General features: G+C 52.0%; 15 protein-coding genes. 1 reads left to right on the top strand and 14 read right to left on the bottom strand.

Annotation, left to right across the window (positions count from 1 at the left end; translation table 11 throughout):
* Positions 1–377: 377 nt before the first annotated feature.
* Positions 378–737 carry an HPF/RaiA family ribosome-associated protein gene (locus Q397_RS0104185; protein ID WP_028878341.1) on the bottom strand — a complete coding sequence of 120 codons (360 nt, stop codon included), beginning with the start codon at positions 735–737 and terminating at the stop codon, positions 378–380.
* A 225-nt stretch (positions 738–962) separates the two neighbouring features.
* On the opposite strand from Q397_RS0104185, the gene htpG reads away from it, so the two are divergent.
* Positions 963–2,828 carry a molecular chaperone HtpG gene (gene htpG, locus Q397_RS0104180; protein WP_028878340.1) on the top strand — a complete coding sequence of 622 codons (1,866 nt, stop codon included), beginning with the start codon at positions 963–965 and terminating at the stop codon, positions 2,826–2,828.
* Between the two features lie 71 nt (positions 2,829–2,899).
* On the opposite strand, the gene Q397_RS0104175 is transcribed toward htpG, so the two are convergent.
* The 13 genes from Q397_RS0104175 to Q397_RS0104115 form a co-directional block, all read right to left on the bottom strand.
* Positions 2,900–3,115, bottom strand: a complete 216-nt coding sequence (locus tag Q397_RS0104175; RefSeq protein WP_028878339.1) for a hypothetical protein — start codon at positions 3,113–3,115, stop codon at positions 2,900–2,902.
* A 66-nt stretch (positions 3,116–3,181) separates the two neighbouring features.
* Positions 3,182–3,868 carry a DUF1223 domain-containing protein gene (locus tag Q397_RS0104170; protein ID WP_028878338.1) on the bottom strand — a complete coding sequence of 229 codons (687 nt, stop codon included), beginning with the start codon at positions 3,866–3,868 and terminating at the stop codon, positions 3,182–3,184.
* A gap of 26 nt (positions 3,869–3,894) precedes the next feature.
* Positions 3,895–5,004 carry a bifunctional folylpolyglutamate synthase/dihydrofolate synthase gene (locus Q397_RS23850; RefSeq protein WP_028878337.1) on the bottom strand — a complete coding sequence of 370 codons (1,110 nt, stop codon included), beginning with the start codon at positions 5,002–5,004 and terminating at the stop codon, positions 3,895–3,897.
* Positions 5,001–6,125, bottom strand: coding sequence for a folylpolyglutamate synthase/dihydrofolate synthase family protein (locus Q397_RS0104160; RefSeq protein WP_028878336.1), 1,125 nt, complete (start codon positions 6,123–6,125; stop codon positions 5,001–5,003). The genes Q397_RS23850 and Q397_RS0104160 overlap by 4 nt, the downstream gene beginning before the upstream one ends.
* Positions 6,103–7,416, bottom strand: coding sequence for a bifunctional folylpolyglutamate synthase/dihydrofolate synthase (locus Q397_RS21020; protein WP_169737969.1), 1,314 nt, complete (start codon positions 7,414–7,416; stop codon positions 6,103–6,105). The genes Q397_RS0104160 and Q397_RS21020 overlap by 23 nt, the downstream gene beginning before the upstream one ends.
* Positions 7,376–8,389 carry an acetyl-CoA carboxylase, carboxyltransferase subunit beta gene (accD, locus tag Q397_RS21015; RefSeq protein WP_084148927.1) on the bottom strand — a complete coding sequence of 338 codons (1,014 nt, stop codon included), beginning with the start codon at positions 8,387–8,389 and terminating at the stop codon, positions 7,376–7,378. The genes Q397_RS21020 and accD overlap by 41 nt, the downstream gene beginning before the upstream one ends.
* A gap of 12 nt (positions 8,390–8,401) precedes the next feature.
* Positions 8,402–9,226 (bottom strand): tryptophan synthase subunit alpha, encoded by an 825-nt coding sequence (trpA, locus tag Q397_RS0104145; protein WP_028878335.1) that lies wholly within the window; start codon positions 9,224–9,226, stop codon positions 8,402–8,404.
* On the bottom strand, positions 9,223–10,434 hold the full coding sequence (gene trpB / locus Q397_RS0104140; protein ID WP_028878334.1) for a tryptophan synthase subunit beta: 1,212 nt from the start codon (positions 10,432–10,434) through the stop codon (positions 9,223–9,225). The genes trpA and trpB overlap by 4 nt, the downstream gene beginning before the upstream one ends.
* Before the next feature lie 74 nt (positions 10,435–10,508).
* Complete coding sequence (locus tag Q397_RS0104135) at positions 10,509–11,147, bottom strand: phosphoribosylanthranilate isomerase (RefSeq protein ID WP_028878333.1); 639 nt, start codon at positions 11,145–11,147, stop codon at positions 10,509–10,511.
* Complete coding sequence (locus Q397_RS0104130) at positions 11,134–11,964, bottom strand: hypothetical protein (protein ID WP_028878332.1); 831 nt, start codon at positions 11,962–11,964, stop codon at positions 11,134–11,136. Before Q397_RS0104130 ends, Q397_RS0104135 begins: the two co-directional genes overlap by 14 nt.
* 21 nt (positions 11,965–11,985) lie before the next feature.
* Complete coding sequence (locus Q397_RS0104125) at positions 11,986–12,684, bottom strand: hypothetical protein (protein WP_028878331.1); 699 nt, start codon at positions 12,682–12,684, stop codon at positions 11,986–11,988.
* Between the two features lie 4 nt (positions 12,685–12,688).
* Positions 12,689–13,387, bottom strand: a complete 699-nt coding sequence (pyrF, locus tag Q397_RS0104120; RefSeq protein ID WP_028878330.1) for an orotidine-5'-phosphate decarboxylase — start codon at positions 13,385–13,387, stop codon at positions 12,689–12,691.
* An 80-nt stretch (positions 13,388–13,467) separates the two neighbouring features.
* Positions 13,468–14,523, bottom strand: a complete 1,056-nt coding sequence (locus Q397_RS0104115; RefSeq protein WP_028878329.1) for a CNNM domain-containing protein — start codon at positions 14,521–14,523, stop codon at positions 13,468–13,470.
* Positions 14,524–14,565 lie beyond the last annotated feature (42 nt).

The raw sequence follows: 14,565 nt of genomic DNA, 5'->3' as shown, positions 1-14,565 counted from the left end.
TTTTTAAGGCCAGCACCAGTCAGATAGGGTCACCCCCACTTTAACGGTTTGTCCGGTTAATCCAACATGACGGCGACATCTTGTCTGCCTCAAATTTAATTGCACAATAAAGTGTGTTAATTATTTGTCAATTACAAATATATCGTGTAATTAAATAGAGATTCTTTCGTTGAGAATGAATCGCAAAAGCCGTCGTCACAAGTTTCCTACTACCACACATAGTTAATGTAAAGCGAATATACGCGCTATGTTCAATTCACCATATCGCAACTCTTATTGTTTGTATACATATAATTTTTTAAGATGTATACAAACAAAAAAGAAACCCGCCTTCATCGAAAGCGGGTTTCTCTATTCGTCTGGCAAAACAGCGCAGATTAGTCAACAACAACGTCTTCGTGCTGCTTGACTTCACCGCGGTTACGTTGAACCCATTCTTTAATCTGACGACGTGCAGCGTCAAATGCATCACGCAGCGTCACGTAAACGTCTTCATGGGAATGATCATCATTGTGTGTTTTGTTTACAACGATTTCTTCACCCGGCATGGAGATATCAAGACGGATATCATACATGTTGCCTTTTGTTTTGCTTTTGTGCGGTGCACTTACAGTCACACGACAGCTAACAATTTTGTCGGAATGTTTTTCCAACATTTCTACTTTTTCGCGGATACGCGCTTCTACAGCGTCAGAGTGATCAACGTCGCGAAAAACGATTTGCAAAGGAGACTGCATTTTAACTCGAGCCCTATTATTCTTTTACTATATTATGACGCAACCGCCAAAACAAGGCGCTGCAATCTACGAAAATTCTCCTTCTCATACCTGCTTAATCGCCCATTGGCAACATTAGACAGCTAGATTTTTGCAGATTCTTTACAATAAGGGCTTGCATCCATAATTTAATTTGAACATATCCATCATCATCCATTTTCAATTTAGGGGCATTTGAATTCTACAATGACTGAGGAAAAACTCTCGTTTCAGGCAGAAGTCAGCAAACTTCTGCACATCGTCACCCATTCCCTTTATAGCAATAAAGAGATCTTCCTACGCGAACTCATCTCTAACGCATCGGATGCGTGCGACAAGTTACGGTATGAATCCCAGACAGATTCCAGCCTAAGCGAAGGCGACTCGAACTTTCGCATCACGCTGAAAGTAGACAAAGACGCAAAGACGCTGACCATTGCTGATAACGGTATCGGCATGAACCACGATGACCTCATCAACAATCTGGGGACCATCGCCAAATCCGGTACCGAAGCCTTTATTAAGGCGGCGGAAGAATCCGGTAAAACAGACGTTAACCTGATCGGGCAATTTGGGGTCGGTTTCTATTCGTCCTTCATGGTGGCAGAAAAAGTCGTCGTCACCACCCGTAAAGCCGGCGAAGACAAAGCCTGGGCGTGGGAAAGCAACGGCGAAGGGGAATATACCATCACCGATGCCGAACGCGACAGCCACGGCACCACCATTGTGATGCACCTGCGCGAAGATCAGGGCGAATATCTCGAAGACATGCGCCTGCGCAACATCGTCACCACCTATTCCGACCATATCGATATTCCGATCGTTTTGTTGGGGGAAGAAGAAGAGACGCTAAACAGCGCCTCTGCCATCTGGACGCGCGCGGCAAAAGACATCAGTGAAGAACAGTATAAAGAGTTCTATCACCACGTCGCCCACGCCTTTGATGAACCATGGCTGACCCTGCACAATAAAGTCGAAGGGGTAATCGAATATACCAACCTGTTGTTCATCCCCGGCTCGCGCCCCCTGGACCTGTTTACGCCGGAACGTAAAAACCACCTGAAACTTTACGTCAACCGCGTCTTCATCACCGATGATTGTGACGAGGTCATCCCGCAATATCTGCGTTTTGTGCGCGGTGTTGTGGATAGCGGTGATCTGCCGCTGAACGTATCGCGCGAGATGTTGCAACACAATCCGGTCTTGGCCAAAATCAAAGCCGGCCTGACCAAAAAAATCCTGAGCGAGCTGAAAAAGAAAGCTGAGAAAGACACCGAAGGCTACAGCACGTTCTGGGATACTTTTGGTGCCGTGATGAAAGAAGGCATCTACGAAGATTTCGCCCATCGAAAAGAGTGCCTGAGCTTGGCACGCTTTAAATCCACCCATGGTGACGAGTGGGTCAGCCTTGCCGAATATGTCGAGCGCATGAAAGACGGTCAGGACCAGATCTATTACATCTCCGGTGAAGACCTTGATAGCCTGAAACGCTCCCCACAATTGGAAGGGTTTAAGGCCAAGGGCGTGGAAGTCCTGTTTATGACCGACCCGATTGATGAATTCTGGATTCCGGCTGTTTCTCAGTTTGAAGAAAAGTCCTTCCAGTCCATCACCAAAGGCGGTGCGGACCTGTCCAAGATCAAAAAGGACGGCGATGACGCCGAAGACGACAAGAAGGAAGACGCAGCTGATAAAGATGCCATCGATCGCCTGTGCGCGGCCTTTAAGGTCGTGTTGGGTGACGAGGTACAGGAAGTGCGTTCCACCGATCGGTTGACAGACAGTGCGGTTTGTATCGTTGCCAGCGAAAGCGCAATGGATCGCAACCTGCAACGCATGTTGAAACAACATGGTCAGGACGTGCCGAACGAAGCCCCGATTCTGGAGCTGAACCCGACCCACTCCCTGATCAAAAAGTTGGTTGATCTGTCTGTGGACGGCACCAGCCAAACACTGGATGACGCCGCCCACCTGTTGCTGGATCAAGCGCGCATCATCGAAGGCGAAACCGTGCCGGACATGACGGCCTTTGCCAAACGCCTGACAAGTGCGATGGAAAAAGGTCTGGTCTAAGCCAGCCGGATTAAACACAAAAAAACGCCGCTGATGATGATCAATCAGCGGCGTTTTTCGTCTTCGCTCTATTAGCAGGAGTTTTTATTCAGGCGTCTTCGCATATTTTCAACACACCCGACCAATTGGTCCCGTCCGATTTTATCAGATCTTGCGACCATATGGATCAAAGGATCTTCCAACAATTCACGCAAGGGCGGTTCGTCCCCGCCTGCGCTGTAAGGGCCACTCAAGGGAAGGTTTGCTTTCTCCTTGGGGGCTTCACGTAAAGTCAGTCCAAATAACATAGGCACCTCCATTCCGCTTTTTTGAGGATATGGGGTCGGCGTGATCTTTTTTCAAGGTCAGCCACATTACAGTTTTAAGGCGGCAATAATTTTCAAATCACCTTTTCTCTGTAAAAACAGTGCCCTAGAAGAACTTTCATCTTCCAGATCATCTTCAAGCGAGAAAACATATCTCCCCCCGCGCCATTCAGAAAGCTCAACCAAATCGGTGACGATATTATATTCACTCAGGATTTTGCCACGGTTTTCCCCTCGGCGGACCACGGTTTTCTCTTCCTTTAAATAAGTCACCTGATAGATCGCAACCGCCTGATCTTGGGCGGGTCCATCAATCTCAACCTGATGATCCGACGCCCTGAATTGAACGTCAGTGGACCTCTTTAAGTTCTCTTCAATCGCACCCACGATCTTGCGACGTTCATTGCCCGATGTCTCAGTGGTGCCATTCACCACCATTTGCGGGGTATAGACATATCGTAAATCAAAAGTGTGGGCATAGTCCCGTTGGCGCTGCGTAAATGCAGAGTCGGCATAGATATCTTTCCAGCCGATATAGTCCCAATAGTCCACATGATAGGCCAGTGCCAGCACATCTTGGCGCATGGACAGTTCCCCCAAAAATGCATCTGCGGGGGGACAACTGGAGCACCCTTGGGAGGTAAAGAGTTCCACCACCGCCAAAGGCTCATCAGCACTGACAGGCGCTGTGGTGAGTAACAAACTTAAAACTGAGGTAACAATGAGCTTTTTCATGCCCTAGAGCATGACAGCAGCCGCGCTCACAAGCGAATCACATCATAGTGAGTACCGCGCAGATGCGCCATCACCCGCCCGACCAGACCAAACCCGCCCAGACACAGGATGACGCCACCTTCCGGCAGATGCGCTTGAGCAAGACACAGGGCCTGTGCCACGTCATCGGCCTGATCTTTGCGCGGCGCGTTGAAACCGGACAGGATTTTCTCTGCCGGATGCATATCGTCTTCCACCTGCAAGGCGATCACGTGATGGAACTGCGCCGCCAGCGATTCCACATCCTTGTCAGTGCGCGCGGCACAGATCAGGCTGACCGGACGATCTTTAAAATGCGCCAACACCGTTTCCACCGCCTTGGGGCTGTGGGCCACATCCACATAAATCGGGGGCGTGTGTGATAGTTTATGTAGACGTCCCGGCACCCGCACGCCCGATGTCTCAGGCAAGCTCACCAAATTAAACTGTGCTTTCACCGCGTGGGCAGCAAGGCGCGCATTACTTTGCAGCGGCGCCAAGGGTGGCTGGGACAGATCCACATACGCCACCCCGTCAGGCACACTGTCTTCAAGGCCGCCAACCGCGCTGAGCAGAATATCACCTGTGCGACACACAGCCGCTTTCTCCGCCGCAATTTCCTTGATGGTATGGCCGAGGATCGCCGTATGTTCCAAATCAATCGACGTTAGCACTGAATAGGTGCCGCGTGCTGCGCGGACCGGATCATAGCGCCCGCCCAAGCCCACTTCCATCACCGCCAGATCAACCTGTTGATCGGAAAAATATTTCAGGGCCGCAAGGGTTAGCACTTCAAAGCGACCGCATCCCGCCAGCCCAACCGCCTGATCACAGGCCCAGTTGAGATAGTCGTCCAGATCCGCATCGCTTATCTCGCGCCCTTGAATCTGGATGCGCTCATTCACCCGTAACAAATGCGGCGAGGTATAAAGCCCGACCGTTTTGCCCAAACGCTGCGCCATGTCCGCGATCATATGGGCGGTCGTGCCCTTCCCGTTGGAGCCAACGATCTTGATCGCAGGCACTTGCGCAATCGGCTGGCACAGTTTCTCCATGCGCTCATTCACGCCCATGGTGCCAAACCGCGGCAGATCCATTAAGCGATCCAGTCCGGTCATAAAAAATATGCCTGCTTAACCAGTCGCAAAAAGGTCTGCGTCCCGATAAAATAGCGCGCGCGATGGCCTTCAAAGTTTAAGCCCGTTTGCAAGGCCGCCACATCATCATACGGCCCTTCATAGGCAAGCGTTTTTGTGCGCACCTGATCATAGGATAAAAAGCCACGCTCCCCGGTCATAATGATATGTCGATTATCACAGCCCAGCTCTTCCAAAATCTCGCAAACACCCTGAAAATCCTTATCATCCGGCAAGGAGGTATAAAAACAGACCGAGCCGTCATAGCGATCAATCAAGCGCGATAAAAAGGCACGATCCGCGCTTTCCGGGGCAATCATCCCTTCATAATAAAGGGTGCAATCCTCAAGCTGACGTTGCCCAAAGGACGCACAGGGGGCATCGGGCAAATCAACCGCCTGCCCGATAAATTGCTGCACAGCCTGTTGCGCCACCCCTTGTGATTTCTGATACCAGCCGGGGGCAGTTTCCCCCACAGGCATCTGGGTATCAGCCACCAGAATATCGGCGCAACTTTCAACGATCGACAATTTATCCGCCGCAATCTGCCCCAAACTCGGCCCCAGATAGGTTGGATGTTCTAAAAAGACAGAGGTCACAACGCCCAGCTTTGCCGCCAATTGCCCGCCTTCGTCAAACTTAACGCCACGCCCGGTTTCCAACACAAAATAGTCCACGCCCTGCTGTTTAAACCAGTGCAGTGCCACCAGCAAAAACAGACCATAGGGCGATAGATATTGCGGGGCTTCCAACGCTGGCACAGCTTGCCAGATGGCCTCAAATGACGTGATAAAATCGTCTTCGGAGATCGCCTGTCCATCAATGCGCATACGATCCAGATGCGTGATCTCTTCGGGGGAGACGAGCAAGCCGACTTTGCCAAAAGGACGAAGCGCCTCGGCACAAAGCCTTGCCACCGTCCCTTTACCTTTACTGCCTGTGACTTTGAGCACCCGATCTGCGGGTGGCAGCAAGTCAAGCTGTGCCGCCACATCCAGAATGATCTGCGGGTTGCGCACATCCCGGTCAAATTTGCCTGCGATCAGGGGTTTTGCCGCAAGATAACTTTGGAAGATCAGGTCAAGCGTTTGCGTGTAGTTCATAAAATGCACTTAACAAATAAAGCGATCCACAGACCAAAACCCGCGCGGATTTATCGGTATGTTCGGCGCGGATTGTTTCAAAGGCGTGGGTCAAATCTTCACACACGGTGGCATGACCGCCCTCGCGCTCGATACGTTCGGCCAGCTTTTGCGGCTTTTTCGATTCTTGAGCGGGGATTGAGACGGTGTAGATATGATCTGCACGATCCGCAATCTCATGGATAAAGGCTTTGCTGTCTTTGCGTTTGAGCATGCCAAAGACCACATACAGCGGCTTGTCGCGCCATTTTTTCATCTGTTGGCGCAACATTTTCGCGGCAGCTTCATTGTGCCCGCCATCCAGCCACAGCTCCCAGCCTTTGGGTAGCAGATCACTGGGGGGAATCCGTTCCAGACGCCCCGCCCAATGGACCGATTGCAGGCCATTACCCACTGCCTCATGCGGGAGATTAAAGTCGTTTTTCAGCACTTCAAGGCAGGCAAGGGCCAGCCCGGCGTTATTGATCTGATGTTCGCCTTCCAACCCCGGCAAGGGCCATGCGTAATCCCCATCCCAGCCTTCAAAAACCATGCGCTGACCAACACGTTTGACAAACCAGTCGCGTCCTTCGCGATAGACGGGCACACCCAGCGCTTTGGTGCGTTCGCGCACCACTTGATAGGCTTCTTTTTCCTGCGCCGCCATGACGCACGGCACACCCTTTTTCAAGATACCAGCTTTTTGGGCGGCGATCTTTGCCAAGCTATCGCCCAAAAATTCTGTATGATCCTTGGAAATCGGGGTCAAGACGCTCAGGGCTGGTTTTTCAACCACATTTGTGGTGTCGCCCAAGCCCCCCATGCCCGTCTCCAACAGGACCACATGGGCCGAATGACGGGAAAACCCAAGAAAGGCTGCTGCTGTCACGGCTTCAAAAACGGTCAGGCCGTCACCGTCATTCGCCGTAATGACCTCGTCCAGCAAGCCCGCAAGCTCCTCTTCCGACACCGCCTCGCCTTTTAACAGGATCGAGTCGTGCGTACTGATCAGATGCGGGGAGGTAAAGGCATGGACGCTATAGCCCACGGCTTCAAAGATAGAGCGCAAATACGCAATGGTGGACCCTTTGCCATTTGTGCCTGCCACATGGATAACCGGCGGCAAGTGATCCTGCGGATTACCCAATCGCGCGAGTAAGACGCGAAAACGCTCCAAGCCCAGATCAATATCTTTGCTGTGGAGCGTTGCTACATGCGCGAGAAGCTGCTTACTAGTCAGCTGGCTTCTCCCCTTTGGAGGTTGTGTCTTCATCACCGATTGGCTCCCCATCCGGACGACGGATATCCGGCGGCGGCGGGATATCGTTGATGTTGTCCGCTTCTTCTGACGGTGTCGAGGACTTGTCCCCGGAAATTTCAAGGAGCTTACCAGCTGGCTTTGTATTGCGCAACAAGCTGAGAACACGGATCAATGTGGCGCGCAACTCTTTACGGCGCACAACCATATCGACCATCCCGTGATCGTACAAAAATTCTGCTGTCTGGAAATCATCGGGCAGTTTTTCACGGATCGTTTGTTCGATCACACGACGACCGGCAAACCCGATAACCGCACCGCTTTCCGCAATCGCCACATCGCCCAGCATCGCAAAGGACGCTGACACACCACCCGTTGTCGGATCCGTCAGGACAACAATGTACGGCAAACCGGCTTCTTTAACGCGTTCCACACCAATGGTCGTACGGGCCATTTGCATCAGGGACAAAATCCCCTCCTGCATACGCGCCCCACCAGAAGCCGGCACAACGATCAAAGACGCATCCTGCACAATCGCAAGCTTGGACGCCGCAACAAGGCCTTCCCCCACAGCAGTCCCCATAGACCCTGCCATGTAGTCAAAGTTAAACGCGGCAACAACCACATTTTGCCCACCCATTTTACCATGGGCGACCACAAGGGCGTCTTTTTCCTTGGTTTTGGCGTTTGCTTCTTTAACACGGTCTTTATATTTACGACGATCAGTAAACTTCAACGGATCAACCGGAACCGCCGGCAGTTCTGCGCGGGTATAGTCCCCGCCGTCAAACAGCATTTCCAAACGGGCTGTGACAGACAGGCGCATGTGGTGGCCACAGTGCTGACAAACGTGCTGGTTCTTTTCCAGATCACGGTGGAAAATCATTTGGCCGCAACTGCTACATTTATGCCAAAGGTTATCCGGAATTTCTTTCGGGCGCACTAGGTCGCGCAGTTTGGGTTTGACGTAGTTGGTTAACCAGTTCATTCCATTTATCCTTTAAGCAGAGGCAGCGCGCACGCCACGTGCAAGTTCGTTTACATATGACAGAACGTCTTCCACCAAACCGTCTTTAGCGGTTGCGTTCTCATCTAGATTGTCCGCGATCTTTTTCACAATAGCAGACCCGACAACCGCAGCATCACTCAGACCCGCCATAACCTTGGCCTGATCCGGCGTATTGATGCCAAAACCGATCGCAACAGGCAAGTCCGTATGTGATTTGATGCGTTTTACCGCAGCTTCCACATCAGATGCAACTGCTGATGCCGTCCCGGTCACGCCTGTGATCGATACATAATAGATAAATCCGCTCGCTTTAGATGCAATAGTTGCCAAACGCGCATCATCTGCAGTCGGGGTTGTCAGATAGATAAAGTCCAGACCCGCATCTTTGGCAGGGATCGCAAATTCGCGTTCTTCTTCCGGTGGCAAATCAACGATGATAAAGCCATCAACACCTGCTTCTTTAGCTTCAACAACAAACTTGTCCACGCCAAAAGAATAGATCGGGTTGAAATAGCCCATCAGGACAATCGGTGTCTCATTATCGGTTTTGCGAAAATCCGCAACCAACGCCAGCACACCTTTTAACGTCATGCCATTTGCCAATGCGCGTTGAGATCCCAACTGGATCGCCGGACCATCTGCCATCGGATCGGAAAACGGCATGCCGATTTCCAAAATGTCCGCACCAGCTTCTGGTAAGCCCGCAAACAATTCCTGTGACGTTTTAAGGTCGGGGTCACCCGCTGTCACAAAAGTCACAAAGGCGGAACGGCCTTCTTTTTTCAGGGCATCAAATCGTTTCGCGATACGGCTCATAATACTGTCCCCATAGCTTTGGCGATGGTGTTGACGTCCTTGTCCCCACGACCGGACATATTGACCACGATGATCTGATCTTTCGACATTTCTTTCGCCATTTTCTCGGCTTCTGCAACCGCGTGGGACGATTCAAGCGCCGGAATAATGCCTTCCAGTTTCGTACAAAGCTGGAACGCATCCACAGCTTCCTGATCGGTAATGCAGTGATATTCGACACGCTTCATATCATACAGATAGCTATGTTCCGGCCCGATCCCCGGATAATCCAGACCCGCCGAGATAGAATGGGCTTCCTGAATCTGCCCGTCGTCATCCTGCAACAAATAAGTACGGTTGCCGTGCAGCACGCCCGGACGCCCGCCAGTTAAGGAGCAAGCATGTTCGTCGGTATCTACGCCATGACCTGCGGCTTCCACACCGATGATACGCACGTCGGCGTCATCCAGAAACGGATAGAACAGACCCATCGCGTTTGACCCACCGCCCACACAGGCGATCAGGGTATCCGGCAAGCGGCCTTCCTGTTCCATGATCTGTTCGCGGGTTTCTTCCCCGATGATCTTCTGGAACTCGCGAACCATCACCGGATAAGGGTGCGGCCCAGCGACAGTGCCGATCAGATAAAAGGTATCATGAACATTGGCCACCCAGTCGCGCAGGGCTTCGTTCATGGCATCTTTCAACGTCCCGGAACCTGCTGTGACGGGGCGAACTTCCGCGCCCAACAACTTCATACGGAAAACGTTCGGCTGCTGACGTTCAATGTCCGTTGCGCCCATAAAGACCGTACAGTCCAGACCAAACAGCGCACAGACGGTCGCGGTTGCAACCCCGTGCTGACCCGCGCCGGTTTCTGCGATAATGCGTTTTTTACCCATACGTTTTGCCAACAGGATCTGGCCGATACAGCTGTTGATTTTGTGCGCACCGGTATGGTTCAGGTCTTCACGCTTAAAATAAACCTTCGCCCCACCACAATGTTCGGTGAAACGTTCTGCAAAATAAAGCGGGCTGGGACGACCGACATATTGCTTGAGGTAACCTTGCACCTGCGCCTGAAATTCAGGATCGTCTTTTGCTTCGTTGAAGTTTCTTTCCACTTCAAGGATCAACGGCATCAGGGTTTCAGCAACAAAACGTCCGCCGAAAATGCCGAAACGACCATCTTCATCCGGTCCGGCCATAAATGTATTGGGTTTGTTCATGATCTACTTCTATCGCGACTAGTAAGTTTCGGGAGTGTTATAGCGCACTTGCAAAAGGGCTGGCAAAGGAATTGTTACTCTTTTACGGCATCTAGAAAGGCTTGGATCAACTCGGGGCTTTTCACCCCTTTTTCCGCTTCAACGCCACTGGAGACATCAACCGCTTTCGCGCCGCTTTGGGCAACGGCATCTTTAACGTTTGCCACCGTCAGCCCCCCTGCCAGCATCCATGGCACCGACCAATCGGTCCCTTTCAGCAAGTTCCAGTCAAAGGCAATGGCGTTGCCCCCTGGTCGGGTCGCGCCTTTTGGCGGCTTGGCATCAAACAACAACAGATCCGCCACCCCGTCATACGCCTTGGCCGCGATCACATCTTCTTTAGTTTCAATCGCCAGCGCCTTCATCACCGGCAGGGCAAAAGTCTGGCGAACCTCTTCCACACGTGTGGGACTTTCTTTCCCGTGCAGTTGGATCACGTCCAGACGGGCATGGTTCAGGACCGCCATCAGCTCATCATCGCTAGGGTCAACAAACAAGCCCACACGTTCCACATCCGCATCACCGATCATGTCAAACACTTCTGCCGCGGTCATGGCATCCACGTTGCGTGGGCTGGGCGGAAAAAAAACGCACCCCAGATAATCCGCCCCGGCCTGAATGGCAACATGGGCATCTTCCGGTGTTTTTAGTCCACAGATTTTAACCAAGGTCATCGATCTTTCCTTTCATCCGTCCGTAAGCCAAGGCCCATAACATGGCAAGCAAGCCGCCACAGACAAAGACTTTCAGGCATTCCAGCGTATAGAAAATCAAATTCCACGCCAAGGCAGAGGCCTCATCAATCATCGCAAGCTGGGTGAAATAAGGCATATGTAACACCAAGCGGATCAAGGTGATAAACAACCACACCGGCAAAACCACCATCAGTGAGGCGGCAAACAGGCGGGAGAAATCCCGACGCAAAACTTCATAGGACACCGCAAAAATGCGGATCAAGCGTTCCGGCTTATCCACCGCAATGGCGGGTAAAACAAAGGCAAAGACTTGCGTCAGCCAGCCCACAAACAAGGCGGCGTACAGCAGCTCGCCTTTACCCTCAATCGCGGTCATACTGCCCATGACAACCAAATCCGGTTGATGGAAAAACAACGGCTGTTCATACCAAAAGGCAAAAGCCGCATATCCCGCCCCGACAAAGATGGAAGCCAGCGCAAAACGGGCTTCACGCATGTTCAGTTTTGGTAAAAAGCTAACCGCCCCGTCTAGCGGCCCTTTAAGGATAAAGCGTTGCAGTTGGATCGCATAAAAGGTCCATAACCCCAACAGCATCACCCACTCCACCGAGCGCATGAGGTGAAATCCCACCTCCCCCCACTCGGGCGGTGTCTTCCACAACCCGATGACCAACATCAGCAAAAAAGGTAATAATCCAGCGCGAAACAGGACCATGGGATTGCGCTTTAAAATCGCATAGACCCCATTGACCAGCGGCAGGATCGGCAGCTTATCATCGGTTTTCGGGAGTTCCATTTCTCACAGTCCTTAAATGGCTTAAGACGTCGATGTCTGAACTTCTTTATACAAGCGGGCCATAACAAGGGAGGACCACAGCATAGAAAAGATAGTCAGAAGGTTGGAAAAGACAAGTTGCGGCAACCCACCCCAGAAGTCCCCTTCCGCGGGCGCAAGATCAGGGACCTGCATCAGCATGAAGGTGAAAAAGATCACCGGACCATAGCAAATCAAAAAAGCAAAAATGATTGTCATGGCCCGCCCGCGCGTCCAATCAAAGGAGCTTTTGACATTGTCCATCACAGTCCCCGGATGGTCCATGGCAAGGGCGGGGAACGCCAGACAGATTTTAAGGTTTAACCACAGGCCAAACAACATCCAGACGACCGCCATGCCCTTTATACTGTCGGGCAACAGCATAAAGACTTCCGACATATGACCCATAAAGGTCATCACAAATGTCAGAAAAAAGAATCGCGCAAACGGACGGTTCGCCCCGTCCGCCACCTTTTCTGACTTGCCCAACAGATAAAACCGCGTGGCCGATACCCCGATCAGGGCCATGGCGATGGAGTTCGAAACCGCCGCCAGCGACAGGCCTGCCACCGGCACCTTGATCAAAAACAGGGAAGCCACGGAAAAGACAATCGGCAAAAACAGATATTTGCGAAAGACCTTTGCATTCGCCCGCATAAAGCTCAGGGCATCAAACACCATTGTGTTAATGCTGGGTTCCATATCCTTAGAGGCCTTCCAGCTCGGCTGCAATTTTCCGGGCAGCTTCCACCGGATCATTCGCTTGGGTAATCGGACGCCCGATCACCAGAATGTCCGCCCCTGCCTTGACCGCATCGCTGGGCGTCATGACCCGTTTCTGATCGCCTTTTGCCGCCCAGTCTGGACGAATGCCCGGCACAATCAATTTAAAGTCCGGCCCACAGGCCTTGCGGATCGGCGCAATTTCTTTGGCTGAACACACCACCCCTTGCAAGCCACTATCCTGTGTCAACTTTGCCAGTCGCACCACCTGATCTTCAATTGGATCATTCACCCCGATGGCGGTCAGATCATCCTGATCCATCGCCGTCAGGATCGTCACCGCAATGGTCATCGGGATATGTGCCTCTTTCCCCGCCTCAGCCGCTGCTTTCATCATGCCCAGCCCGCCTTGGGCGTGAACATTCACAATCTGCGCACCGGTCTTGCCAGAGGCGCGAATAGCACCGGCAACCGTGTTGGGAATGTCATGGAATTTCAGATCCAGAAAGACTGGCATACCGACTTCTGTAATATTTTCAACACCTTGAGGGCCGTTTGCGGTAAAAAACTCTTTGCCCACTTTCATCCCGCCAACGAGCCCCTTTAGCTTGCGGGCAAGGTCAACTGCATAGTCAACATCCATCGTATCAAGGGCAACGTAAATGCGTTCAAAAGCTTTCATGGCGGGGGCTCACTTTTACAGGTTATTGAAACGGGTTCTGGATTAGGGGATTTAGCCCGCCTTGTCAAAGAGATTAGGCCTCAACCAAAGCTGTCCGGATCAACCCCCATGGCCTGCATCCGGTCGCGCCAACGCTCCCGCGCCAAGACCTGCATGTCCTCCACCTTGTCCATTTCATCGGTGATTTCCAGACCTATCAGGGTTTCCACCACATCTTCCAAGGAGACCAAGCCCTGCACACTGCCATATTCATCCACCACAAGGCAGATCGGGACTTTTTCGCGCATCATCCGTTCATACAAGCCTTGGGCATTGAGATTTTCCGGGATCACCACAAAATCACGCGTAAACTCACTGAGCTTACGGTCAAACTCATCCTTGGCTTGCGCGATCAACAGATCGGTTTTCAACACATAACCCGATATTTCATCACGTCCCGCCCCATAAATCGGGATCCGCGAAAAGGACGATTGCGCATATTTGTCAAAGAAGCCTTGTACCGTCATCTCCTTTGGCGCACTGACCATCACCGTTCGCGGGGTCATGATGTCGCGCACGTTTAATTGATGCAGCTTCATCAGATTGCAGGCGATTGTATGTTCTGTGCGATCCAGCACCCCCTCATCCGCGCCGATATCCAGCATGGCGTTGACTTCTTCGCGGCTAAAAGTAAAGGCACTGGAGCCACTGGGCGCAATCAAGCGCGTGAGCTTTTCCGATAGCCAGACAAACGGCGTAAACAATACCATCAACCCATAGATCAGCCGCCCGAACACAGGGGCAAGCTGGCGCCAATATACCGCGCCCAAGGTCTTGGGGATGATCTCTGACAACACTAAAATCAACAGGGTCAGGATACCGGACACGATGCCAAGATATTCATCCCCGAAGATTTTTGCCGCCATTGCGCCCACCCCTGCGGCCCCGATGGTATGGGCAAAGGTATTGGCGGTCAGGATCGCCGCAAGCGGGCTGTCCAGATTACCGATCAGCCCTTTTAGGATTTTGCCTGTCTTGCTGTCTTTGCCCAACGCCTCAATGTAGGACGGGCGAACGGACAACAGCACCGCCTCACAGACAGAACAAATAAAGGACACCCCCAACGCAAGGAGCAGATAAAAAAGTAACAGAGCCATCTTCGGACCTAATGTAACCCGCGCAGGGTTCAACTCAAAAAA

It is taken from the genome of Terasakiella pusilla DSM 6293 (genome assembly GCF_000688235.1).
Lineage (GTDB): Bacteria > Pseudomonadota > Alphaproteobacteria > Rhodospirillales > Terasakiellaceae > Terasakiella > Terasakiella pusilla.
Note: the sequence above shows the minus strand (reverse complement) of the source record. Positions and strands in the feature narration are given on the sequence as shown.